Annotated in this window: 23 protein-coding genes; 13 read left to right on the top strand and 10 right to left on the bottom strand. The window is 70.3% G+C overall.

Annotated elements, in window-relative coordinates:
• Genes hydA through K1T34_RS03220 form a run of 3 tightly spaced genes read right to left on the bottom strand, consistent with a single transcriptional unit; the run spans position 1 to position 3720 of the window.
• Complete coding sequence (hydA, locus tag K1T34_RS03230) at positions 1-1383, bottom strand: dihydropyrimidinase (RefSeq protein ID WP_220242807.1); 1383 nt, start codon at positions 1381-1383, stop codon at positions 1-3.
• Positions 1383-2225, bottom strand: a complete 843-nt coding sequence (locus tag K1T34_RS03225) for a nitrilase-related carbon-nitrogen hydrolase (protein WP_220242806.1) — start codon at positions 2223-2225, stop codon at positions 1383-1385. Before K1T34_RS03225 ends, hydA begins: the two co-directional genes overlap by 1 nt.
• Entirely contained in the window at positions 2176-3720 is a 1545-nt protein-coding gene (locus tag K1T34_RS03220; RefSeq protein WP_220242805.1) for an NCS1 family nucleobase:cation symporter-1, read from the bottom strand. Before K1T34_RS03220 ends, K1T34_RS03225 begins: the two co-directional genes overlap by 50 nt.
• A 230-nt stretch (positions 3721-3950) precedes the next feature.
• On the opposite strand from K1T34_RS03220, the gene K1T34_RS03215 reads away from it, so the two are divergent.
• The 3 genes from K1T34_RS03215 to K1T34_RS03205 all read left to right on the top strand — a co-directional run bounded on the left by K1T34_RS03215 (position 3951) and on the right by K1T34_RS03205 (position 7320).
• A complete protein-coding gene (locus K1T34_RS03215) occupies positions 3951-4646 on the top strand; it encodes a response regulator transcription factor (RefSeq protein ID WP_220242804.1) in 696 nt (231 codons plus the stop codon).
• Positions 4643-5689, top strand: a complete 1047-nt coding sequence (locus tag K1T34_RS03210) for a HAMP domain-containing sensor histidine kinase (RefSeq protein ID WP_220242803.1) — start codon at positions 4643-4645, stop codon at positions 5687-5689. The genes K1T34_RS03215 and K1T34_RS03210 overlap by 4 nt, the downstream gene beginning before the upstream one ends.
• 71 nt (positions 5690-5760) lie before the next feature.
• The gene (locus K1T34_RS03205; RefSeq protein WP_255638278.1) at positions 5761-7320 is read left to right on the top strand and encodes a DUF4153 domain-containing protein; all 1560 of its coding nucleotides are present in this window, start codon (positions 5761-5763) and stop codon (positions 7318-7320) included.
• Between the two features lie 15 nt (positions 7321-7335).
• On the opposite strand, the gene K1T34_RS03200 is transcribed toward K1T34_RS03205, so the two are convergent.
• A complete protein-coding gene (locus K1T34_RS03200) occupies positions 7336-7707 on the bottom strand; it encodes an SSI family serine proteinase inhibitor (protein ID WP_220242802.1) in 372 nt (123 codons plus the stop codon).
• Between the two features lie 28 nt (positions 7708-7735).
• Complete coding sequence (locus tag K1T34_RS03195; protein WP_220242801.1) at positions 7736-9385, bottom strand: PucR family transcriptional regulator; 1650 nt, start codon at positions 9383-9385, stop codon at positions 7736-7738.
• A 146-nt stretch (positions 9386-9531) separates the two neighbouring features.
• Between K1T34_RS03195 and K1T34_RS03190 the strand changes: the two genes are divergently transcribed.
• The 4 genes from K1T34_RS03190 to K1T34_RS03175 all read left to right on the top strand — a co-directional run bounded on the left by K1T34_RS03190 (position 9532) and on the right by K1T34_RS03175 (position 13423).
• The gene (locus K1T34_RS03190; RefSeq protein ID WP_220242800.1) at positions 9532-11022 is read left to right on the top strand and encodes a CoA-acylating methylmalonate-semialdehyde dehydrogenase; all 1491 of its coding nucleotides are present in this window, start codon (positions 9532-9534) and stop codon (positions 11020-11022) included.
• Between the two features lie 115 nt (positions 11023-11137).
• Entirely contained in the window at positions 11138-12004 is an 867-nt protein-coding gene (locus tag K1T34_RS03185; protein ID WP_220242799.1) for an aldo/keto reductase, read from the top strand.
• Positions 12001-12828, top strand: a complete 828-nt coding sequence (locus K1T34_RS03180) for an oxidoreductase (RefSeq protein WP_220242798.1) — start codon at positions 12001-12003, stop codon at positions 12826-12828. The genes K1T34_RS03185 and K1T34_RS03180 overlap by 4 nt, the downstream gene beginning before the upstream one ends.
• Positions 12829-12844: 16 nt before the next feature.
• Positions 12845-13423 (top strand): TetR/AcrR family transcriptional regulator, encoded by a 579-nt coding sequence (locus K1T34_RS03175; protein ID WP_220242797.1) that lies wholly within the window; start codon positions 12845-12847, stop codon positions 13421-13423.
• Here the strand turns inward: K1T34_RS03175 and K1T34_RS03170 are convergent.
• From K1T34_RS03170 to K1T34_RS03150, 5 genes are read right to left on the bottom strand one after another with little or no spacing between them, the layout of a single operon-like run.
• Positions 13410-13904, bottom strand: coding sequence for a hypothetical protein (locus tag K1T34_RS03170; RefSeq protein ID WP_220242796.1), 495 nt, complete (start codon positions 13902-13904; stop codon positions 13410-13412). The genes K1T34_RS03175 and K1T34_RS03170 overlap by 14 nt on opposite strands.
• The gene (locus tag K1T34_RS03165; protein WP_220242795.1) at positions 13901-14398 is read right to left on the bottom strand and encodes a hypothetical protein; all 498 of its coding nucleotides are present in this window, start codon (positions 14396-14398) and stop codon (positions 13901-13903) included. Before K1T34_RS03165 ends, K1T34_RS03170 begins: the two co-directional genes overlap by 4 nt.
• Entirely contained in the window at positions 14395-15645 is a 1251-nt protein-coding gene (locus K1T34_RS03160) for a hypothetical protein (RefSeq protein ID WP_220242794.1), read from the bottom strand. The genes K1T34_RS03165 and K1T34_RS03160 overlap by 4 nt, the downstream gene beginning before the upstream one ends.
• Complete coding sequence (locus K1T34_RS03155; protein WP_220242793.1) at positions 15642-15965, bottom strand: type VII secretion target; 324 nt, start codon at positions 15963-15965, stop codon at positions 15642-15644. The genes K1T34_RS03160 and K1T34_RS03155 overlap by 4 nt, the downstream gene beginning before the upstream one ends.
• Entirely contained in the window at positions 15965-16525 is a 561-nt protein-coding gene (locus K1T34_RS03150) for a YbaB/EbfC family nucleoid-associated protein (protein ID WP_255638276.1), read from the bottom strand. Before K1T34_RS03150 ends, K1T34_RS03155 begins: the two co-directional genes overlap by 1 nt.
• Positions 16526-16774: 249 nt before the next feature.
• Here K1T34_RS03150 and hrcA point away from each other — a divergent pair, with 249 nt between their 5' ends.
• The 6 genes from hrcA to ybeY all read left to right on the top strand — a co-directional run bounded on the left by hrcA (position 16775) and on the right by ybeY (position 22320).
• Positions 16775-17800 (top strand): heat-inducible transcriptional repressor HrcA, encoded by a 1026-nt coding sequence (hrcA, locus tag K1T34_RS03145; RefSeq protein ID WP_220242792.1) that lies wholly within the window; start codon positions 16775-16777, stop codon positions 17798-17800.
• Between the two features lie 35 nt (positions 17801-17835).
• Positions 17836-19005 carry a molecular chaperone DnaJ gene (dnaJ, locus tag K1T34_RS03140; protein WP_220242791.1) on the top strand — a complete coding sequence of 390 codons (1170 nt, stop codon included), beginning with the start codon at positions 17836-17838 and terminating at the stop codon, positions 19003-19005.
• 3 nt (positions 19006-19008) lie between these two features.
• Positions 19009-19761 carry a 16S rRNA (uracil(1498)-N(3))-methyltransferase gene (locus K1T34_RS03135; protein ID WP_220242790.1) on the top strand — a complete coding sequence of 251 codons (753 nt, stop codon included), beginning with the start codon at positions 19009-19011 and terminating at the stop codon, positions 19759-19761.
• Between the two features lie 463 nt (positions 19762-20224).
• Complete coding sequence (locus tag K1T34_RS03130) at positions 20225-20581, top strand: histidine triad nucleotide-binding protein (RefSeq protein ID WP_220242789.1); 357 nt, start codon at positions 20225-20227, stop codon at positions 20579-20581.
• A 90-nt stretch (positions 20582-20671) separates the two neighbouring features.
• Positions 20672-21751, top strand: a complete 1080-nt coding sequence (locus tag K1T34_RS03125; RefSeq protein ID WP_220242788.1) for a PhoH family protein — start codon at positions 20672-20674, stop codon at positions 21749-21751.
• Complete coding sequence (gene ybeY, locus K1T34_RS03120; RefSeq protein WP_220242787.1) at positions 21748-22320, top strand: rRNA maturation RNase YbeY; 573 nt, start codon at positions 21748-21750, stop codon at positions 22318-22320. The genes K1T34_RS03125 and ybeY overlap by 4 nt, the downstream gene beginning before the upstream one ends.
• The last annotated feature ends 1 nt before the right edge of the window (position 22321 follow it).

Raw genomic sequence — 22321 nt, 5'->3', positions numbered from 1 at the left:
CTAACGAAGGTACTGATTCAGCCCACGGGACAAGAACTGACCGTGCCCGGCCGACCCACTGAAGCCCGAAGGCGACACCACGACCCGGCCCCGCGACAGGACAGTGTGGACCTTCCCGGTCAGGGAAAACCCTTCGTACGCCGAGTAATCCACGTTCATGTGGTGCGTCGAAGCCGACAACGTCTGCGTCGCCGCGGGATCGTAGACCACGATGTCCGCATCGGACCCGGCCGCGATCACGCCCTTGCGCGGATATAGCCCGAACATCCGCGCCGGCGTCGCCGAGCACGTCTCGACCCAGCGGCCCAGCGTGATCTCGCCCGCGACCACGCCCTGGTGCAGCAGGTCCATCCGGTGCTCGACGCCCGGAATCCCGTTGGGGATGGCGCGGAAGTCGCCGCGGCCGAGCTCCTTCTGGTCCTTGAAGCAGAACGGGCAGTGGTCCGTGGACACCACCGACAGGTCGTTGGTCCGCAGCCCGCGCCACAGGTCCGCCTGGTGCGACTTGTCCCGCAACGGCGGCGACGCCACGAACTTCGCGCCCTCGAAGCCCGGCCGCGCCAGGTCCTCGATGGACAGGTACAGGTACTGCGGGCACGTCTCGGCGAACACGTTCTGCCCGTCGCTGCGCGCCTCCGCCACGGCCGCGAGCGCTTGCGACGCCGAGAGGTGCACGATGTAGAGCGGCGCGCCCGTCACGGCCGCGAGCGTGATCGCCCGCGACGTCGCCTCGGCCTCCAGCTGCGGCGGCCGCGTGAGGCCGTGCTGCAACGGGTCGACGTTGCCCGCCGCCACCGCCTGCGCGGCCAGCTGGTCGATCGCGATGCCGTTCTCCGCGTGCATCATGATCGTCGCGCCGACCTCACGCGCTTGCTGCATCGCGAGCAGGATCTCGCCGTCGGTCGAGTAGAACACGCCCGGGTAGGCCATGAACATCTTGAACGAACCGACGCCCGCGTCCACACAGGACTGCATTTCCTTCAGTGTGGAGTCGTTGACGTCCGACATGATCATGTGGAACCCGTAGTCGATCGCGCAGTTGCCGTCGGCCTTCGAGTGCCACTTGTCCAGTGTGGACTGCAACGACGTGCCCTTGGCCTGCACGGCGAAGTCGATGATCGTGGTCGTCCCGCCCCACGCCGCGGCGGTGGTGCCGGTCTCGAACGTGTCCACCGAGTGCGTGCCGCCGAACGGCATCTCCATGTGCGTGTGCGCGTCGATCCCGCCGGGCAGCACGTACTTTCCGGTGGCGTCGATCGTCTCGTCGGCGCTGAGCACGCCGGGCGCGGCGACGGCGGCGATGCGCTCGCCGTCCACCAGCACGTCGGCGAGCACGGCGCCCGACGGCGAGACGACCTGGCCCCCCTGGATGAGCGTGGTCATCAGGCCTCCGTCAGGGGTCCGTAGCTGTCCGGGCGGCGGTCGCGGTAGAACGCCCACAGGTCGCGCACCTCGGCGAGGCGGCCCATGTCGAGGTCGCGCACCACGATCTCCTCCTCGGTGTCCGACGCGGGGTCGCCCACGAGCTGCCCGCGCGGGTCCGCGAAGTACGACTGGCCGTAGAAGTCGTTGTCGCCCAAAGGTTCCACGCCGACGCGGTTGATCGTGCCCACGAAGTACTCGTTTGCCACCGCGGCCGCCGGCTGCTCCAGGCGCCACAGGTACTCAGACAAGCCGCGGCTGGTCGCCGACGGGTTGAACACGATCTTCGCCCCCGCCAGGCCCAGCGCGCGCCAGCCCTCGGGGAAGTGGCGCTCGTAGCAGATGTAGACGCCGATGCGGCCCACTGCCGTGTCGAACACCGGGTAGCCCATGTTCCCGGGCCGGAAGTAGAACTTCTCCCAGAACCCCTTCACCTGCGGGATGTGGTTCTTGCGGTGCTTGCCCAGGTACTTGCCGTCCGCGTCGATCACCGCCGCGGTGTTGTAGTAGACGCCCGACTGCTCCTGCTCGTACATCGGCACCACCAGCACCACACCGTGGCGCTCGGCCACTTCCTGCATGAGCTTCGTGGTCGGCCCGTCGGGGATGCCCTCGGTGTAGGAGTAGTAGTCTGCGTCCTGGATCTGGCAGAAGTACGGGCCGTAGAACAGCTCCTGCAGGCACACGACCTGGGCGCCCTGCGAGGCCGCCTTGCCGATGGCGTCGACGGCGTTCGCGATCATCGAGTCCTTGTCACCCGTCCACCGCTGCTGGATCAATCCGGCTCGAACCAGGTCGCTCACTTGTCTCCTCCTTCTTCTTCAGGGGCAGGGCGAGCAGCACGTACACGAGGAATGCGCTGGCGAAGCCGATCGCCCAGTTGTAGTCGTAGAGCGGTTTGAGGAACGGGATGAGACCGTCCGCGGGGAACGGTCCGCCGTAGGCTCCGCCGACGGCGAGCACCGCGCCCACCAGCGTCGCGACGAGGGCACGCCAGTTCCAGCCGCCGCGGAACCAGTAGATCCCGTCGCGGGTGTAGAGGTCGCGCAGCCGAAGCCGCGTCCGGTTGATCACCCAGTAGCCGGCCACGAGCACACCGGCGACGGCGCCGAGCAGGCCGCCGTAGAACCCGAGCCACGCGAAGATGTAGATGCTCGGGTCGGAGTAGAGCCGCCACGGCTGGATCGCGATGCCCAGGATGCCTGTGATCAGGCCGCCGATCGCGAACGTGATGCGCTTCGGGAAGGCGTTGGAGAAGTCGTAGGACGGGCTCACGACGTTGGCCGCCAGGTTCGCCGAGATCGTGGCCAGCACCAGTGCCACCAGCGCCACGACCACCACGACCGGGCTCGCGAAGCGGTCGGCGAGCTGCGCGGGGTCCCAGATGTCCTCGCCGTAGAGCACGTGGCCGCCCGACGTCGTGAGAATCGCGACGATCGCGATGAACGTCATCGTGGTCGGCAGGCCCAGGATCTGCCCGCGCACCTGCTTGCGCTGGCTGCCGCCGAAGCGCGTGAAGTCCGGCATGTTGAGCGAGAGGGTGGACCAGAACGCGATCATCGCCATGAGCGACGGCGCAAACACCTTCCAGAAGTCCCTGCCCCAGCCGAGCTTGCCCCCGTCTTCGAGGATCGGGCCCAGACCACCGGCCTTGACGAGCACGTAGCCGAGCAGGATGAGGAACCCGACCGACACGAGCGGGGCCGTCCAGTTCTCGAACTTGCGCACCGCATCCATGCCGCGCCAGATGATCAACATCTGCACGATCCAGAACACGGCGAAGCTCAGCCACAGCGTCCAGTGCTGGCCCCACACCACCGTCGCGTCGCGCCAGCCGGAGCCGGCGAGGCGCCCGATGATCACGTAGATCGCCTCGCCGCCCACCCACGTCTGGATGCCGAACCAGCCGCACGCGATGAACGCGCGCAGCAGCGCGGCCAGGTTCGCGCCGCGCAGGCCGTAGAACGCGCGGGCGAACACCGGGAACGGGATGCCGTACTTCGTGCCGGCGTGGCTGTTGAGCAGCATCGGCGCGAGCACCACGATATTGCCGATGGTGATCGTGATGAGCGCCTGGACCCAGTTCATGCCGAGCGCGATGAGCGACGCGGCCAGGGCGTAGCTGGGGATGTTGTGCGCCATCCCCATCCAGAGCGCGAAGTAGTTGTACGTGGTCCAGGTGCGTTTGGCGACGGGGACGGGGGCCAGTTCCTCGTTGAAGAACCGGCTGCCCGCGAGGGACCGCACATCGGCGAGTTCCACGCGGCCGTCGGCGTGTTCGCGTGTCGTCGGCTCCATTGCGGAATCGTGCGCGCCGGTCGAGGGCGGGTGGCAGAGGCAGACTGTTCACTCTTCGCGTGCGCTCGGCGCAGACTGTCGATTGCGTTTCGCTGCCCGGCAGTGCATGACGTGCGTCACAATCTGCTCGTATCTTCGGTGCAAAGTGACCGAAACACGACGGGAGTTCTCCACAAGATCTCCACAGCTCACCCGGATGGCCTCCACGCTGGTTCCCTAGAGTCAGCGGCATGGACAAAGGGGGACGGCGGGTGCTGGTCGTCGAGGACGACCTCACGATCGCCGCGTCGATCGCGGCCCGGCTGCGGGCCGAGGGGTTCACTGTGGACGTGGCCCACGACGGTCCGGCCGCGGTGGCGGGCGAAGCCGAGTTCGGTCCGGACCTCGTGGTGCTCGACGTGATGCTGCCGGGGTTCGACGGGCTCGAGGTGTGCCGCCGGATCCAGGCGCGGCGGCCGGTGCCGGTGCTCATGCTCACCGCGCGCGCCGACGAGACCGACCTGCTCGTGGGGCTCGGCGTGGGTGCCGACGACTACCTGACCAAGCCGTTCTCGATGCGCGTGCTCAGCGCCCGCGTGAGCGCACTGCTCCGGCGGGTCGAACGGTCGGCGCAGGTCACGACAGCGGAGCGGATCGTGCTGGGCGACCTGGAGATCGACATCGACCAGCGACGGGTGGCCCGGGGCGGCGTGCCCGCGCAGCTCACGCCCATCGAGTTCGACCTGCTGGTGCACTTCGCGCGCCGGCCGCGTGCGGTCCAGCCACGGGAACGGCTGCTCAGCGAGGTGTGGGACTGGGACGTGCCGACGGGCGGCGCCGGCACGCGCGCGGTCGACAGCCACATCAAGGCACTGCGGCGCAAGCTCGGCGCGGACCTCATCCGCACTGTCCACGGGGTCGGGTATGCGTTGGAGGTGCCGGCGTGAAGGCGCTGCTGTCGAAGGCCGTCGATTTCCTGCCGCGGCCGCTCGATCCGATCCGGTCGATCAAGCTCAAGCTGGCGATCCTCATGCTGGCCGCGGGGGCGATCGCGTTTCTCTTCTTCTGGTCCCGCATCGGCTGGCTGCCGCCCGCGACCACGATCACGGCCATGTTGATCGCGCTGGTCACGTCGCAGATCCTGGCCCACGGCATGACGCGGCCGCTGCGCGAGATGACCGCGGCGGCCCGCGCGATGGCGAAGGGCGACTACACGCGCCGCATCCGCGCGACGGCCCGCGACGAGGTCGGGTCGCTCGCCCACGCGTTCAACCAGATGGCCGCCGACCTCGCCACTGCCGACCAGCAGCGGCGCGAGCTGATCGCGAACGTCTCGCACGAGCTGCGCACGCCCATCACCGCGTTGAGCGGCGTGCTGGAGAACTTGGTCGACGGCGTTTCGTCGCCCGACGCCGCGACGCTGCGCACGGCCCTGCACCAGAGCGAACGGCTGGGCCGGCTCGTCACCGAGCTGCTGGACCTCTCGCGCATCGACGCCGGCACGTTGTCACTGGACCGTTCGCGCGTGGACCTGGAGGAACTGCTGGCCGAGGTCGCCGCCGAGGCGGAGGCCATGGCCGCGGCGGCGGGGCGCGGCGTGCGCTTCGACGTGTCCGTGTCGCCCCTGGGCGCGTTCGTGCGGGCGGATCGCGAGCGGCTGTACCAGGTCGTGGTGAACCTGCTGGAGAACGCCGCTCGGCACGGTCCCGCGGGTGGTTCGGTGGAGGTCCGCGCGGTCGTGAACGAGGGGGAGACCCGCATCGAAGTCCGCGACGAAGGCCCCGGCATCCCCGCTGCCGACCGCGACCGCGTCTTCGAACGCTTCACCCGCGGCGAACGCGCCGGTGGCGGTGGGACCGGCCTGGGCCTGGCCATCGCGCGCTGGGTCGTGGAGCTGCACGGCGGGACCATCGCCGTTGTCGAACCCCCGGCCGGCGTCGGGCCCGGTGCGGCGCCGGGGTGCCGGATCCGCGTGACGTTGCCGGCCTGATCTTCCTGGCGCTTCCCTCGGGGAAGCTGCCGCGCTCGATGATTTGCCAACGCGAACACGGAGGCTGTTTCGTGACCGAGGAAAAGCCGAGACCGGCCCACGCGGTACCGCCGGAGAACGCGGTGGGTGGGGCCGTCGAGGGGGCTGCCCCACTCACCGCGCACGCGGGGGCCGGTTCGGGAGGTGGTGTCGCCGTCGCGGAGCCGTTCACGCCGATGCTGGTGAGGCCCGTGCCGAAGTCGGCGGTGGTGCCGATCGTGGCCGGGGTGCTGCCGGCCGTCGCGGTGGCCGGCGTGGTGACCGCGACGTTGGTGCCATTGGACCGGCCGGGGATCGGGTGGCTGCTGGCGGCGCTGGTGGTGACGGCGCTGATCGTGGTCGTGGATCGCCGCGCGCGGGCGGAGAAGACGGCCCGGCGGGCGAGCGTCGCGTGGGCGGCGCTGGCGCTCGCGCTGGTGGCGGTCGGGGCGGTGCGGGCGTCGGAGTGGCTGTTCGGGTTGTGCGTCGTGGCCGCGTTGGTGGCCGGGTCGCTGGCGGTGGTGGGGCCGCGGTCGGTCAACTCGGCGCTCTACGACGCGCTCGCCGTGCCGCTGGAGGCGTTCCACGCGATCCCGTGGGTGGCGCGCGGGCTGCGGGGCCGGGGGACGCAGCGCGGCCGGGTGCTGGGGGCCACACTCGGCGCGGCCGCGGTGCTGGCGGTGTTCCTGCCGTTGCTGACGAGCGCGGACGCGACGTTCGCGCACTTCGTCGGGGCGCTCGTGCCCGATCTGCGCGCGGATTCGGCCGTGCAGTGGGGATTCCTGTTCTGCGCCGGCGCGTTCGGCACGGCGGGGGCGTACTACGTGCTGGCTGCGCCACCGCGCCGGGCGACCGACGGCAACCGCAAAGCCCAGGGTGACAGTCTCTTGTGGACGGTCCCACTGGCGACGCTGGTCGTGCTGTTCGCCGCCTACGTCGTGGTCCGGCTCGTGGAGTTGTTCGGTGGCACGGACTACGTGTTGCGCACCGGTGGCCTCACCTCGGCCGAATACGCTCGCGGCGGCTTCTGGCAGCTCTGCGCGTGCACGGTCCTGACGTTGGGCATCATCGCGCTGGCGTTGCGCTGGGCGCCCAGGGAGACGGCCGCGGAACGGTTGCGGCAGCGGGTGTTGCTCGGTGCGCTGGCGGCGCTGAGCCTCGTGCTCGTGGTGTCCGCGCTCAGTCGCATGTGGACGTACCAGGAGGCCTACGGTTTCACCGTGCTGCGGCTGCTCGTGGAGGTCTGCGAGCTCTGGCTCGGTTGCGTGTTCCTGCTCGTCGGGGCGGCGCTGGTCACCCTGCGCTCGTCGTGGCTGCCGCGCGCGGCCATCGCGACGGCCGCCGGCGCGTTGCTGGCACTCGCCGTCGCGAACCCGGAAGCGCGCATCGCGGGCGCGAACATCGACCGCGCGCAGCACGGGAAATCGCTCGACCTGGCGTACCTGCGGGGGTTCTCCACCGACATCTTCCCCGTGGTCGCCGAACGGCTGCCGGACGCCGACTGCGTGCTGGGGCCGATGCTGCTGCGGCTGGACGACGACAGCTGGCCCGGCTGGAACCTCAGCCGGGCCATGGCACTCGACGTCGAGCTACCGCCGCCGGGACACTGCTAGAAGCCGACTGTGTTTCTAGAAGCCAAAGACGCCCGCGGTCTGGGCATCGGCCGCGCACTTGTTCGAGAACGTGGCGTGGAACGTGACCGGCTTGCCGTGCCACGTGCCGAAGGCGGCGGCGTCGACCGGCGAGTAGATCATCGTGCAGCGCTGCAGCCGCGGCTTGATGTGGGCGATGTCGCCGTCGACGCCCGTGAGGGTGGCACAGGCGGCGTCGGACTCGGGGTGGCTGCCGCCGGCCGGGTCGCAGGTGAGCGAAACCGAGCTGAGGCGGCCCGTCGTCTCGTGCAGGCTCAGCTGGAGCGTGGACGCGGGCAGTTGAGGGGCCGCGACACCACTGAGGCCGAGCACGCACGCGGCGATCGGAGCGAAGGAAGAAAACACCATACTTCGGCTATCGGCAGCCGGAAGCTGATCACTGTGCTGCACGTCCGGGTGAGTTTTCCTCCCCCGAAAGGGTGGGGTCACCGGTCAGGTCGTGGGCCAGGAGCGCGACGTAGAGCGACAACATCGACTCCGGGTCTTCCAGCCGCACGCCGAGAACCTGCTCGATCCGCGCGAGCTGCTGGTAGTACGCCGTGCGCGAGGTGTGGGCCGCGACGGCCGCCGCCGACTTGTTGCCGCCGTGGGCGCAGTAGTGCCGCAGCGCCTGCACCAGCCGGCTGCCCGAAGCGGCGTCGCGCTGCAGCAGTGGCCCCAGCTCGCGCGCGGCGAACGACGTCACGCGCTCGTCGTCGGCCAACAGGTGCAGCAGGCCGCGCAGCCGCACGTCGCGCAGCCGGTGCAGCGGCCGTTCGGTTTCTTCGCTCAACGCGGCCGCGGCCACCTGCGCGGCCTCGACCAGCGTCCGCCGGGCCTCGGCGGGCCCCGTCACGGTCGTGCCGACGGCGAGCACGGCGGGCGCGCTCGCGCGGGCCTCGTGGATGTCGGCGGCCAGCCGCTGCAGCACGGCGTCGGCGTGTGCCTCGGGCGAAAGGGCGAGCAAGGCCCGCACGCCCGTCTCGTCGGTCGCGACGAGCGCCGACACCTTCGCCCGCCGCGCGGCCAGCGCCGTCGCCTCGGCCAGCTCCCGCAGCAGCGGCGGCGTCGACAGCGACTGCCGCGTGGTGGCCGTGATGCGCGGGCGCACCGCGAGGCCGATCAGGCTCCGCCCGGTCAGCGGCACGGCCAGCGCCGACGCCCGCGCGAGCAGTTCCATCGACGGCGCCGGCGAAGCCAGCAGTTCCGTGACCACCGCCCGGTGCGCCAGGCGTTCCAGCGTGTCGGAGTCGCGGGCCACCAGCCGGTGCACGGCCAGCGCCGATGCCGCGCGTTCGGCCACCACGCGGTGGCGGTGCGGCGGCGGTTCCGCGCAGACGAGCACGAGCCGGCCCCAGTCGTGGCCGCGAGCGCCGACCACGGTCACGAGCCAGCCCGCGTTCGCGTGGTAGCCCGTGCGTTCGCCGAGCTGAACCACGCGCGAGCGCGCCGGCCAGCCCGTGAGCAGCTCGGCGGGATCCGTGCCGGCCGCGTCGTAGGCGAGCACCTCGTGGGCCAGCGTCTCCAGCACCACCGGCTGCTCGGTCAGCCGCGTCACCTCGCCGAGCACCACCCCGGGCTCGGCGCCCGCGACGGTGAGCGCGGTGAACGTCTCGTGCACCCGCTCGGCCGCGCGCAGCTCGGCGACCTGGGCGTCGACGATCAGCCCGTTCACGGCCTCGGTCACGGCGACGTAGCGGGTCTCGCGGGAGAGCGTGATCAGCGGCAGTCCGCGGTGCTCGGCCGCCTCGACCAGGGCGTTCGGCAGGCGGTCGCTCCAGTGCCGGACCAGCTCCACCACCACGCCCGAGACACCGACCTCGGCGAGGTCGGCGACGTAGCGGGCGAGCGACGGGCCGTCGTCCGGCAGCGCGACGCCGGTGGTGAGCACCAGCTCGCCGCCGCGCAGGAGGTGGGCGATGTCGGCGACCTCGGCCACGTGCGCCCAGCGCACCGGCCGGTCGAGCCCCGCGCTGCCCGCCACGACGTGCGGCCGGCCCTGGCGCAGGGCCGGCAGCGCGAGCACCTCGGACACGGTCGGGTACATCCGGTTCTCGCCCCTCTTTCGCACACCGGCAGGCACAGACTGTACGGCCGGTCGCGGGACTCCGTACACGTTGCCGATGGCGTCCGCGTGGCGCGCGAGCCGAGACTCGGGAGAGACAAGCGCCCCCTGAGCGAGGAGCCGACGCTGTGACCGACCGCATCAGCCACTGGATCGACGGCAAGCCGTACACCGGCGCGGCCGGGCGCACCGGCGACGTGTACGACCCCGCGACCGGCCAGGTCCGCGCGAAGGTGGACTTCGCGGGCCAGGCCGAGGTCGACCAGGCGGTGGCGGCTGCCGCGGCCGCGTTGCCGGGGTGGCGCGGCACGTCGCTGGCCGGGCGCACGCGGGTGCTGTTCGCGTTCCGAGAGCTGCTGTCGGCGCGCAAGCACGAGCTGGCGAAGATCATCACTAGCGAGCACGGCAAGGTCGAGTCCGACGCGGCCGGCGAGATCTCGCGGGCGATCGAGAACGTCGAATACGCGTGCGGCGCCGCGCAAATGCTGAAAGGCGGCTTCAGCGAGAACGCCTCCACCGGCGTGGACGTGTACTCGATCGCGCAGCCGCTGGGCGTGGTCGGCGTGATCTCGCCGTTCAACTTCCCCGCGATGGTGCCGCTGTGGTTCGTACCCAACGCGCTGGCGTGCGGCAACACCGTGGTGCTCAAGCCGAGCGAGAAAGACCCGTCGGCGTCACTGTTCATCGCGGAGCTGCTCGCCGAGGCCGGGCTGCCCGCGGGCGCGCTCAACGTGCTGCACGGCGACAAGGCCGCGGTCGACGGACTGCTGGAACACCGCGACGTGAAGGCGATCTCGTTCGTCGGCTCCACGCCGATCGCGCGCTACGTCTACGAGACGGGCACCCGCCACGGCAAGCGCGTGCAGGCGCTCGGCGGGGCGAAGAACCACATGGTCGTGCTGCCCGACGCCGACCTCGACCTCGCGGCCGACGCCGCCGTGTCGGCCGGGTTCGGGTCCGCGGGGGAGCGGTGCATGGCGGTGTCGGTGGTGGTGGCCGTCGACCCGGTCGGCGACGAGCTCGTCGCGAAGATCACCGAGCGGATGTCCCGGCTGCGCGTCGGCGACGGCCGCGAACCCGAGTCGGAGATGGGTCCCCTGGTGACGAAGGCGCACCACGAGCGCGTGACGTCCTATGTGGACGCCGGCGTCGCCGAGGGCGCGGAACTCGTGGTGGACGGCCGGGGCATCGAGATCGCGGGGGACGGGTTCTGGCTCGGCCCGACGTTGTTCGACCGCGTCGGACCCGGGATGTCGGTCTACACCGACGAGATCTTCGGCCCCGTGCTGTCGGTGGCGCGCGCGACGAGCTTCGACGACGCGCTCGGCCTGGTCAACGCCAGCCCGTACGGCAACGGCACCGCGATCTTCACCGGCGACGGCGCGGCCGCGCGGCGATACCAGAACGAGGTGGAGGTGGGCATGGTCGGCGTGAACGTGCCCATCCCGGTGCCGGTCGGGTACTACTCGTTCGGCGGCTGGAAGGACTCGCTTTTCGGTGACACCCACGCGTACGGGCCCGAGGGCTTCCACTTTTTCACGCGCACCAAGGTGGTCACCTCGCGCTGGCCGGACACGTCGCACGCCGGGGTGAACCTGGGCTTCCCGAAGAACACCTGATCTCCTGGCCCGGGGCAGCTTCGCGGGGTGCTGCACCCGGGCCAGGTTGGCGTGCTCGCCGGAACGGGCGTAAAGTGAACTGTACGTTCAGTTCACTTTTGAAGGAGAACGTTCCATGTCAGCACAGCCCGCGAAGTCGTCCGGCACGTTCGCGATCGGCGGGGACCTGCCCGTCGTGCGGCTCGGGTTCGGCGCGATGCAGCTGCCCGGCCCCGGCGTGTGGGGCGAGTCGCGTGACCCGGAGGGGGCCGTGCGCGTGCTGCGCAGGGCCGTCGAGCTCGGGGTCAACCTCATCGACACCGCCGACTCCTACGGCCCGTTCGTGGCCGACCTGCTCATCCGCGAGGCCCTGCACCCGTACGCCGACGACCTGGTGATCGCCACCAAGGCCGGCTTCACGCGGCAGGGGCCGAACCAGTGGATCCCTGTCGGCAGGCCCGAGTACCTGCGCCAGCAGGTGGAGCTGAACCTGCGCCACCTCGGCCTCGAGCGCATCGACCTGCTGCAGCTGCACCGCATCGACCCGAAGGTGCCCGTGGCGGACCAGGTCGGGGAGCTCGCCACGCTGCAGTCGGAGGGGAAGATCCGGCACATCGGCCTGTCGGAGGTCTCCGTCGAGGATCTCGTCGAGGCCCAGAAGACGGCCACGATCGTCTCGGTGCAGAACCGCTTCAACCTGGCCGACCGCTACTCGGAGCCGCTGCTGGACCACGTGACTGCCGCGGGTATCGCGTTCATCCCGTGGTTCCCGCTGGCCACGGGGTCGCTGGCGGGTCCGGACAGCCCGCTTTCGCAGGTGTCGGAGGAGCACGGCGCGTCGCCTTCGCAGCTCGCGCTGGCGTGGCTGCTCAAGCGTTCGCCGGTGATGCTGCCGATCCCGGGCACCTCCAGCGTCGAGCACCTCGAGGACAACGTGGCGGCGGCCCAGATCGAGCTGACCGACGACGAGTTCGCGGCGCTGAGCGCGGCGGCTTCTCGGTGAGCGTCTGGTTCGTCACCGGTGCGTCGCGGGGTTTCGGCCTCGAGATCGCGCGGACGGCGCTGGAGCGCGGTGACCAGGTGGTGGCCACCGCTCGCCAGGCGTCGGCCGTGGAGAAGGAGTTCCCGGGCAATCCTTCGGTTCTGGCGGTGGCGCTCGATGTGACGGACGAGGCTGCTGCGTCTGCTGTGGTGGGCGCCGCGCTGGACCGGTTCGGGCGCATCGACGTGCTGGTGAACAACGCCGGCCGCGGCCTGCTGGGCGCGGTGGAGGAGGCGTCGGACTCCGCTGTGCGCGCGGTGTTCGACGCCAACGTCTTCGGCCTTTTGTCGGTGACGCGCGCGGTGCTGCCTGTGCTGCGGCGGCAACGGTCGGGGCACGTGGTGAACATCAGCTCGGTCGGCGGCTTCACGACCGGCCCGGGCTGGGGCGTGTACGGGGCGACGAAGTTCGCCGTCGAGGCGCTTTCCGAGGCGCTGCACGGGGAACTGGCGCCGCTCGGCGTGCACGTGACGGTGGTCGAGCCGGGCTTCTTCCGGACCGACTTCCTCGACTCGTCGAGCCTGCACCGCGCCGAGGGCGAGATCGCCGACTACGCCGTTTCCGCCGGCGCCGTGCGGGCGACAGCGGATTCCCGCAACCACACCCAACCGGGCGACCCGCGCAAGGCGGCGCTGGCTATTGCTTCCGTAGTGGCTTCCGCCTCGCCGCCCCTGCGCCTCCAGCTGGGCGCCGACTCCGTCGCCCGCGTCGAAGCGAAACTCGACTTCGTCCGCGACGAACTCTCCCGCTGGCGCGAGCTTTCGGTCTCCACGGACCATGGCTGAGCCCTTGCCTGGGTCGTTGTCTGAGTCGTTGTCGCCCCGCAGCGCGCGCGCCCACGCGTGCGCGCTGTCGGCGGCGCGCGAGCTGCTCGCCGAGGGCGGCCTCCCGGCCGCCACGGTCGACGCGATCAGCGCCCGGTCCGGGGTGAGCAAGGCGACGCTGTACAAGCACTGGCCGAGCCGTACCGCGTTGGCCGCCGAGGCTTTCGGCCGGGAGATGGCGGATGCCATTCCTTCGCCTTGTACTGGCGATCCGCGGGCGGACCTGGTCGAGCAGGTGCGTCGGGTCTCGGCGTTCTACGCCGGGCCGACGGGGGAGGTCTTCGCCCAGCTGCTGGCCGCCTGTGTGACGGACCCTCCGGCGGCCCCGTTCTTCCGCGAGTTCTTTTTGGACGGTCGACGAGCGGCCATTTCCGTGCTGTGGCATCGTTTGGTCGATGCCGGCCAGGCTTCGCCGACGGTGGACGTCGAAGCGGCGACGGACGTTCTGTTCGGCCCCCTGATCTTCCGCCGCCTGACGGGCCACGCGCCCCTGACGCTGGCGGAAGCCGACGCGATCTCGTCGGCGGCTCTGGAGGGGCTGCTCAAGCGGGAATGACGTTGATGATCTGTTTCCGGTTGGGGATCAGCACGATCGTGTGCTCCTGGTCCGGCCGGAACCGCGTGTGAAGGGGGCCGGGGGCGAGCGGGAGGCGGAGGCCGTCGAAGCGCGCCCAATAGTTCAGGCCCGCCCGGATGTGTTCGGCGTAGACCACGATGGGGTACTCCTCCGGCGAAGGCAGCGGTCGCTGCCGCGCGGCGTCGTGCGTGTAGCCGGAGAACAGCACCACCTTGCCCCGCCAGACGAGGCTCAGCCGGTAGAGGCAATAGCCGGCGCACAGCGCCATGCCGACGCCGATCGCTGCGGCGGCCACGGCGATGGCGGTGGTGCCGTAGGGCAGCGTGGCCAGCGTGAGGACGCCGATCACGAGCATGAAGACCACAAGCCAAAAGGCGACGTCGATGATCTTCCAGCGCTGTGAGGGGTGAAGCCGGCCTTCGCGGTTGACGCGGTCGACTTCGGCTTGGTCGGCTTTCACGAAGGGATCACGTTGACGATCTGCTTGCGGTTGGGGATCAGGACGAGCGTGTTCTCCTGGTCGGGCCGGATCTGCGCGTAGAGGCTCGCGGGTAGCAGCGGGCGTCGGAGGCCGTCGAAGGCAGCCCAGTAGTAAGGGTTGTTGCCTCGGCTGCGTTGGGTGTAGATGAGGATGGGGTAGCGGTCCGTCGGGGGCAGTGGCCGGTGGTCCTGGGCGTCGTGGGTGTAGCCGGTGAAGGTGACTACTTTGCCGCGCCGGACGATGTTGAGCCGGTAGAGGCAGTACCACGCGCACAACGCCATCCCGACCCCGATCGCGACGGCGGCGACGATGATGTCGGTGGTGCCGTAGGGCAGGGTGGCAAGGGCGAGGATGCCGATCGCGAACGTCATCACCACGAGCCAGAAAATGATGTTGATGATCTGCCTGTTCTGGGCGGGGTGCAGCCGACCTTCGCGGTTGAAGCGGTCGACTTCGGACTGGTCGACTTTCACTCGCCTCCGCCACCCTCGGATCCGGCGCCTTCGGACTCGGACTCGCCGTGTGCCTTCTCGTATGCCTCGCTCGCTTCGTGCTGACGCGCGAGCTGTTCGTTCTCCTGCCGGCGCCCCTCCGTGGCCACCCCCACTCCGTCCGCGGGGTCGAACTTCGGGGGTGCGCCGCCGTTCTTCCGCCACTCCTTCTGGTTGAAGAAGCTGCGGCCGTCCTCGGAAGCGGCGTCACCGGCCCCTTTCAGGTGATCACGGAGCGGGACCTTGTTTTCCCAGGCTTCGCCCCAGCGGTCGGCCTTCGCGGCGGCGCTTTCGTCCACGTGGGGCCGGCCGGCGGCGCGGGCGGCGTCGGTGAGGTCGTTGCCCTTCTTCTCCATGTTCGCGGCGATGTCGACGCTCTTGTCGGTGATCTTGTCTGCGGTCTTGCCGACCTTCTTGAGCGCGTTGGTGGCCTCTTCGAGAGCGCCGCGGGACTTGCCAGCACTCTGGATCAGCTTCTCGAGCTTCTCGACGACCTGGGCGATCCGGCCGCTGATCTTCTCGGCGAGGATCCCGCCCTCGATGACGGTGTCGGCGATGAAGGCCGCGACCGTGCCTCCGAAGGTGCACCACGAGGCGGCGAGCGCGGCGATCGCCTTGACGATCAGCTCGCCGACGAACGACGAGACCATGTCGCGGATCAGGCCGCGTTCGGTGCCGACCAGCGCGGCGGCGACGTTCATCCCGATCGACGCGGCGTGTGCCTGACCGGAGGCGCCGCGCAGCGTCGCGGCATAGCCCTTGGCCATGGTCTGGTACGCGGTGCCGCCGGCGCCCTGGAACTCCGGGGCCACATTCGCAGCCGCCTGGTCGTACTGGGTGGCGCTTTGCGCGAGCTGCTTTGAGACGTTGTCCCAGGTCACGGCCTTCGCGGTGACCGCCTCGGGATTGCCGGCCAGCTTGTCGAGACCCTCTTTGAGGAAGCTGATGTGTTCGATCAGCCAGCCGACGCCGGCGCTGGCCAGCGAGCCCAGCGGGTCCATGGCTATGCCGAGCAGATCGAGGCCGACCGTCACGCCGTCGAACGCGAGGTTTGCCCAGTCCTTGCTGCGCCAATCCGTGATGCCCGACGCGATGTCGTTGAAGACGCCCGCGCCCGAAGTCTGGGAGTTGAGGTTGTCGAGTTCGTTGTCCGACGTGCCCATGTTCGTGGTGAAGCCGCTGGGCGACTCGGACTCGGCGACGAGCGGGTTCTCCTGCGTCTCGGTCATTCCGGGAGCTCCTTGCCGAGCGTGTTGATCGTGTTCTTCGAGTTCGTCTCGTGCGTGTCGTACGCGTCGTGGGCCTGCTGGAGCTTGTCGGCGATGTCCTCCGCCGAGTCGGCGACACCGTTGATGAAGATCGACGCGGTGGCGGTCCAGAGCTCCATCGCCGCGCCGAACGGGGAACCGACGATCCCGAAGGCATCGTCGCTCATCGCCTGGCCTTCGACGGTCGCCTCGGCGGCGGTCTTCACCCCCGCCCCGATGTCCTGCACCTCACCCTTGTGCGTCTGCAACGCCGTGAGATTCACCTGCTGCGTGCCTGCCATCAGTAACCCCTCCCCAGGATCGAGCCGCCGTTGTAGTAGTCGTCGTCATCGGAGTTGTCGGCCGAGGGCCGGGCCGGGCGGGAGGGGCGGGCCGGGGGCGCCGGAGGGGCCGGGGGTGCGGGTGGGCGCATGCCAGGGGCCGGAGGGGCCGGCGGAGGTGCGCCACCATCCTCGTCGCGATTGAAGAATTGTCGCGTTTCCTGCTGTGCCGGCGGTTGTTCCTCGGGCACTTCCGGCGTGGGAATCTGCTCGTCGAGGAATTTCATCGCGTCGCTGTTTTCGCCGATGAGCGGGGCCATGATGGCGTGCAGCTGCTGGGCCGCGTGGGCCTGGGCGCGGTGCGCCGTGGCGACGACGGCGGCGGCGAGCGCGCTGCGGCTGATCTCGTCGGCGCGGGGGCCGAAGCTGAGCTGCTGCAGGGCTCCGCTGGTGTTCACGGTGACGGTGACCGCCCCGTCGTTGCTCGTCGCCGTGGCGGCGACGCGCTTGAGACGCTCCTGGGCCTCCGCGGCTCGCTGTCCGATTTCGGCGATTTCGGGTGCGCGCCCGTTATTGTCCACGACTGCCCTCGGCTCTTGGGGATTCACCACGTTCTTCTGAGGCAGCAAACCGGTTAACGGTTCCCCTAGCAAGCGAAGATTTGATTTGTCCGGTTCGCCGTTATTAATGGCTATTTGCCATTCGTTTACCTTGAAGCGGTGGTGTCTCGGAGCGCTCCGAGACACCACCGTGTCCGCGGGGTTGAGCGCCGGGCACTCAGGCTTCCGTAAACTCGTTGTGAGTAGCGGGTCGAAAGCAGGGAGGTGCCGGTGGCGAACACGGACGAGCGTCGCTTCGAGGTGCTGCGCGCGATCGTGGCCGACTACGTCTCGAACCAGGAGCCGGTGGGGTCCAAGACGATCGTCGAGCGGCACAACCTGGGCGTGTCGAGCGCGACCGTGCGCAACGACATGGCCGCGCTCGAGGAAGAGGGGTACATCACCCAGCCGCACACGAGCGCGGGGCGGATCCCCACGGACAAGGGCTACCGGCTGTTCGTGGACAAGCTCTCGGAGATCAAGCCGCTCTCGGCGGCCGAGCGGCGGGCGATCACCACGTTCCTCGACTCGGGCACCGACCTCGACGACGTGCTGCGCCGGTCGGTGCGGCTGCTCGCGCAGCTCACCCGGCAGGTCGCGGTGGTGCAGTACCCGATGCTGACCAACGCGGCGGTGCGCCACCTGGAAGTGGTCCCGCTCACGCCGGCGCGGCTCATGCTCGTGCTCATCACCGACTCGGGCCGGGTCGACCAGCGCACGGTCGACTTGGGCGACGTGCTCACCGAGGAGAGCGTGCTGCGCCTGCGGACCGTGCTCAACGGCGCGCTCGCCGGACGCCGGCTCGTGGAGGCGGCCGCGAGGGTGGCCGAGCTGCCCGAGGTGGCGCCGAACGAGCTGCGCGACAGCCTCACCCGCATCTGCACGGTGCTGGTCGAGTCGCTGGTCGAGCACCCGGAGGAACGCCTGGTGCTGGGCGGCACCGCCAACCTCACCCGCAACGTCGCGGACTTCCCCGGCTCGCTGCGTCAGGTCCTCGAAGCGCTCGAGGAGCAGGTGGTCGTGCTCAAGCTGCTGGCCGCGGCTCGCAACCCCGGTGCGGTGACGGTCCTCATCGGCGAGGAAAATGAAGACGAGCAGATGCGCAGCACCTCGGTCGTGTCGATCGGCTACGGCCGGGACGACATGCTGCTGGGAGGCATGGGCATCGTCGGACCCACCCGGATGGACTACCCGGGCACCATCGCGGCCGTCCGCGCGGTGGCCAACTACGTGGGGCAGATCCTGTCCGGCCGCTGACGGCGCGGGCAGAGCAGAAGGAGAAGGCAGAAAACGTGGCGAGGGACTACTACGGGATCCTCGGGGTGGCCAAGAACGCGTCGGATCAGGAGATCAAGCGCGCGTACCGCAAGCTGGCCCGTGAGCTGCACCCCGACGTGAACCCGTCGGAGGACGCGCAGCACAAGTTCGGCGAGGTGACCACCGCCTACGAGGTGCTCTCCGACCCGCAGAAGCGCAAGATCGTCGACCTCGGCGGCGACCCGATGGACTCGGGCGCGCGCGGCGGTGGCGGTGGCGGCGACCCGTTCGCCGGCTTCGGCGGGCTCGGCGACATCATGGACGCGTTCTTCGGCGCCGCCGGTGGTGGTGGCGGAGGCCGTGGCCGGGGACCGCGCAGCCGCGTGCAGCCGGGCTCCGACGCGCTGATCCGCCTGGCGCTCACGCTCGAGGAATGCGCCACCGGCGCCGACCGCGAGATCACCGTCGACACGGCCGTGGTCTGCGACCTGTGCCGCGGTGCGGGCACCGCGGAGGGCACCTCCACCAAGACGTGCGACACCTGCGGCGGCGCCGGCGAGGTGCAGTCGGTGCAGCGCTCGTTCCTCGGCCAGGTCGTCACGGCCCGCCCGTGCCCGGTCTGCCGCGGCTTCGGCGAGGTCATCCCCGACCCGTGCCGCCAGTGCGGTGGCGACGGGCGCATCCGCGCGCGCCGCAACGTCACGGCGAAGATCCCGCCGGGCGTCGGCGACGGCATGCGCATCCGGCTCTCCGGTCAGGGCGAGGTCGGCCCCGGCGGCGGCCCCGCGGGTGACCTGTACGTGGAGATCGACGAGCTGCCCCACGAGGTGTTCGTGCGTGAGGGCAACGAGCTGCACTGCAACTTCCGCATCCCGATGACCACGGCGGCACTCGGCGCGACCGTGCCGATCAGCACGCTCGTCGACGGCGACTACGAGCTCGACGTCGAGCCCGGCACCCAGCCCAACACCGAGCTCGTGCTCACCGGCAAGGGCATGCCGCGGCTGCGCTCCTCCGGGCGCGTCGACGGCCGCGGCGACCTCCACGTGCACATCGACGTGGTGGTGCCGACCAAGCTCGACGAGGCGCAGCGCGACCTGCTCGTGGAGCTGGCCCAGCAGCGCGGCGAAGAGGTGCCCACGCTGGCGTCCAACGGCAGCAAGCACGGCGGCCTGTTCTCCAAGCTGCGCACGAAGCACCGCTGACCCGTGCCCGACACCACGCTGCCGGTCTTCCTCGCCACCGCCGTGCCCGACCGCGGTTCGGCCGTTCTCGACGGCGAGGAAGCCCGGCACGCCGCCACCGTGCGCCGGCTGCGCGTGGGGGAGCAGCTCGTGCTCTCCGACGGCGCCGGCGCGATGGCCCGCTGCACCGTCGACGCCGTGCAGGCCGGGCGAGACGCCTCCCTCACCCTGACAGTCGTCGAGCACTGGACGGAGGAGCCGCCGGCGCTGCGGGTCCACGTCGCGCAGGCACTGGCCAAGGGCGACCGCGGTGAACTCGCCGTGGAACTCGCCACCGAGGCCGGCGCCGACGCGATCGTGCCCTGGCGCGCCGCCCGCAGCGTCGCGCGCTGGGAAGACGGCACCCGCGGTGACAAGGCACTGGCCCGCTGGCGCGCGACCGCCCGCGCCGCCGCCAAACAAGCCCGACGCGCACACGTGCCCGACGTCATCGAACCCGTCGGCACCCGGGAGCTCGCCCAGCTGGCTGCCACGATGTCCCGCACGCTCGTGCTCGAGTCCGGCGTGACCAGCCGGCTCACGGAGATCGACCTCCCGGACACCGGTGACATCTTGCTCGTCGTCGGCCCCGAAGGCGGCATCACCGACAACGAGCTCAGCACCCTCGAAGCCGCCGGCGCCACCACCGTCCGCCTCGGCCCGACCGTGCTGCGCACCTCCACCGCAGCCGCCGTCGCCCTCGGTGCCCTCGGTGCGCTGACCGGCCGCTGGAAGTAGCCCCCGGACACGGATGCGGCCACATTTTGCGGCGAGTCATGGCGCGATCACACTCCGAGCAGCTACGCTCGTCACCAACGCGCAAGACAACACTGGGCATCAAAAAAGACGTTTGGGCGCGCTACTGGGTGGGTAACCCGTGGGCGCGCGTACCCAAAAGAACCCCGCCGGGCACCTCCCCCCTCGGTCCGGCGGAGCCGCGGAGGCGCGGTGGGCCGACCCCCAGGGTCCACCGCCCCCGCGGCGCTTTCGACTTCGTAGACCCTTCGGGTCTCCTTCGCCGATGCGCGGAGGCGGATATTGCCCGGGGGCCGAGCCCCCGGAGCCCCCACGGTGCCATCGGTGACCATTCCTGCACGGCCGACCTGCATGGCAGACCATCCCGACCTGCACGGCAGACCATCCCGTCTTGCTCGGGACGCTTGATGGCGAGTGGTCGTGGGCGGGTTTGTAGGGTGTGGCCATGAGTGATGCGGAGACGTTGTTCGAGCGGATCATCGCGGGCGAGATCCCGGCGGACGTTGTCTACGAAGACGAGAACACGTTCGCGTTCAGGGACATCAATCCGCAGGCCAACGTGCACGTGCTGGTGGTGCCGAAGAAGCGCTACCGCAACGTGGGCGAGCTGGCCGCCGGGGACCCCGAGCTGCTGAGCGCGGTGATCGGTGCGGCCAAGAAGGTGGCGGAGCTCGAGGGCATCGCGGAGTCCGGCTACCGGGTGGTGTTCAACACCGACGGCGACGCGGGGCAGACGGTGTTCCACGTGCACGCGCACGTGCTGGGCGGCGAGCAGCTCGGATTGTTCGGGCGCCACGCCTAAACCGACCTGCGGCGGCCAGGCGCGAGCAAGTAGCATCGGCAACGTCAGAAGTCCGTCAGGCGAAGCAGCAGAAAGCAGGCCAGAGGCCACGTGGCCGGAACCGCACAGGGTGGAGCCGCCCGACCCGACGCCACCGCCGGCAAGGCGGCGCAGTCGAAAAACGAGGACGCCACCTCCGTGGCCCAGTCCCGCTTCCCCGTCCCCGAAGCCGCCGTCCTGAGCCTGCTCGGCTCGCGTGACGAGAACCTGCGCGTCGCCGAGGAGCTCCTCGCCGCGGACGTGCACGTCCGCGGCAATGAAGTGACCCTCACCGGCGCGCCCGCCGACGTGGCGTTCGCCGAACGCGTCTTCGCCGACCTCGTGCAGCTCGCCACCGGCGGCCAGCAGGTGGGCCCCGACACGGTGCGCCGCACCATCGGCATGCTGTCCTCCGGCGACGCGTCCCCGGCCGAGGTCCTGAGCCTCAACATCGTCTCCCGCCGCGGCAAGACGATCCGGCCCAAGACGCTCAACCAGAAGCGCTACGTCGACGCCATCGACAAGCACACCATCGTCTTCGGCATCGGCCCCGCCGGTACCGGCAAGACGTACCTCGCCATGGCGAAGGCCGTGCAGGCGCTGCAGGCCAAGCAGGTCACGCGCATCGTGCTGACCCGTCCCGCCGTCGAGGCGGGCGAGCGGCTCGGCTACCTGCCGGGCACGCTCAACGAGAAGATCGACCCGTACCTGCGCCCGCTCTACGACGCGCTGCACGACATGGTCGAACCCGACTCGATCCCGCGCCTCATGCAGGCCGGCACGATCGAGATCGCGCCGCTGGCGTACATGCGCGGGCGCACGCTGAACGACGCCTTCATCATCCTCGACGAGGCCCAGAACACCACGCCCGAGCAGATGAAGATGTTCCTCACGCGCCTCGGCATGGGCTCGAAGATCGTCGTCACCGGTGACATCACGCAGATCGACCTGCCCAACGGCCAGAAGAGCGGCCTGCGCGTGGTCCGCGACATCCTCGACGGTGTCAACGACCTGCACTTCGCCGAGCTGACCAGCCAGGACGTGGTGCGCCACCGGCTCGTCGGCGACATCGTCGACGCGTACGAGAAGTGGCAAGCGGTGCAGGACGCCCAGGACCAGCAGCAGGGCGGCTGGAAGGGCAACCGCCGATGAGCATCGAGATCGCCAACGAGTCGGGCGTCGACGTCGACGAGGCGTCGATCGTCTCGGCCGCGCGCTACGCGCTCGACAAGATGGAGGTCAGCCCGCTCGCCGAGCTGTCCATCCTGCTCGTCACGCTCGAGGTCATGGAAGATTTGCACGAACGCTGGATGGACCTGCCCGGGCCCACCGACGTGATGGCCTTCCCCATGGACGAGCTCGACTCGTCGCGCCGCCCCGACGCGCCCGACGCGTCGCCGGCGCTGCTCGGCGACATCGTGCTGTGCCCGGCGTTCGCGAAGGACCAGGCGAAGACGGCGGGCCACGCGCTGACCGACGAGCTGCACCTGCTCACTGTCCACGGCGTGCTGCACCTGCTCGGCTATGACCACGCCGAACCGGCCGAGGAACGCGAGATGTTCGGCCTGCAGAAGCGCATCCTCACCGAGTTCCAGTCGGCCGTGGCCGAGCTGAACCGGAAGAACGCGCAGCGCAACGCCGACGACCGCGTGCTCGGCATCGCGGGCCTCGATGCGTCGGCCGCGCCCGCGGCGCCGAAACCGGTCGAGGAAACCCCCTAGG

This window comes from Amycolatopsis sp. DSM 110486, assembly GCF_019468465.1.
Classification (GTDB): domain Bacteria; phylum Actinomycetota; class Actinomycetes; order Mycobacteriales; family Pseudonocardiaceae; genus Amycolatopsis.
Note: the sequence above shows the minus strand (reverse complement) of the source record. Positions and strands in the feature narration are given on the sequence as shown.

Excerpts from the sequence above, each read along its gene's own strand:
- ybeY (WP_220242787.1), top strand. The coding sequence starts at position 21,748 with ATGAGCATCGAGATCGCCAACGAGTCGGGCGTCGACGTCGACGAGGCG.
- K1T34_RS03130 (WP_220242789.1), top strand. The coding sequence starts at position 20,225 with ATGAGTGATGCGGAGACGTTGTTCGAGCGGATCATCGCGGGCGAGATC.
- K1T34_RS03215 (WP_220242804.1), top strand. The coding sequence starts at position 3,951 with ATGGACAAAGGGGGACGGCGGGTGCTGGTCGTCGAGGACGACCTCACG.
- K1T34_RS03200 (WP_220242802.1), bottom strand. The coding sequence starts at position 7,707 with ATGGTGTTTTCTTCCTTCGCTCCGATCGCCGCGTGCGTGCTCGGCCTC.
- K1T34_RS03160 (WP_220242794.1), bottom strand. The coding sequence starts at position 15,645 with ATGACCGAGACGCAGGAGAACCCGCTCGTCGCCGAGTCCGAGTCGCCC.
- K1T34_RS03220 (WP_220242805.1), bottom strand. The coding sequence starts at position 3,720 with ATGGAGCCGACGACACGCGAACACGCCGACGGCCGCGTGGAACTCGCC.
- K1T34_RS03185 (WP_220242799.1), top strand. The coding sequence starts at position 11,138 with ATGTCAGCACAGCCCGCGAAGTCGTCCGGCACGTTCGCGATCGGCGGG.
- K1T34_RS03155 (WP_220242793.1), bottom strand. The coding sequence starts at position 15,965 with ATGGCAGGCACGCAGCAGGTGAATCTCACGGCGTTGCAGACGCACAAG.
- K1T34_RS03195 (WP_220242801.1), bottom strand. The coding sequence starts at position 9,385 with ATGTACCCGACCGTGTCCGAGGTGCTCGCGCTGCCGGCCCTGCGCCAG.
- hydA (WP_220242807.1), bottom strand. The coding sequence starts at position 1,383 with ATGACCACGCTCATCCAGGGGGGCCAGGTCGTCTCGCCGTCGGGCGCC.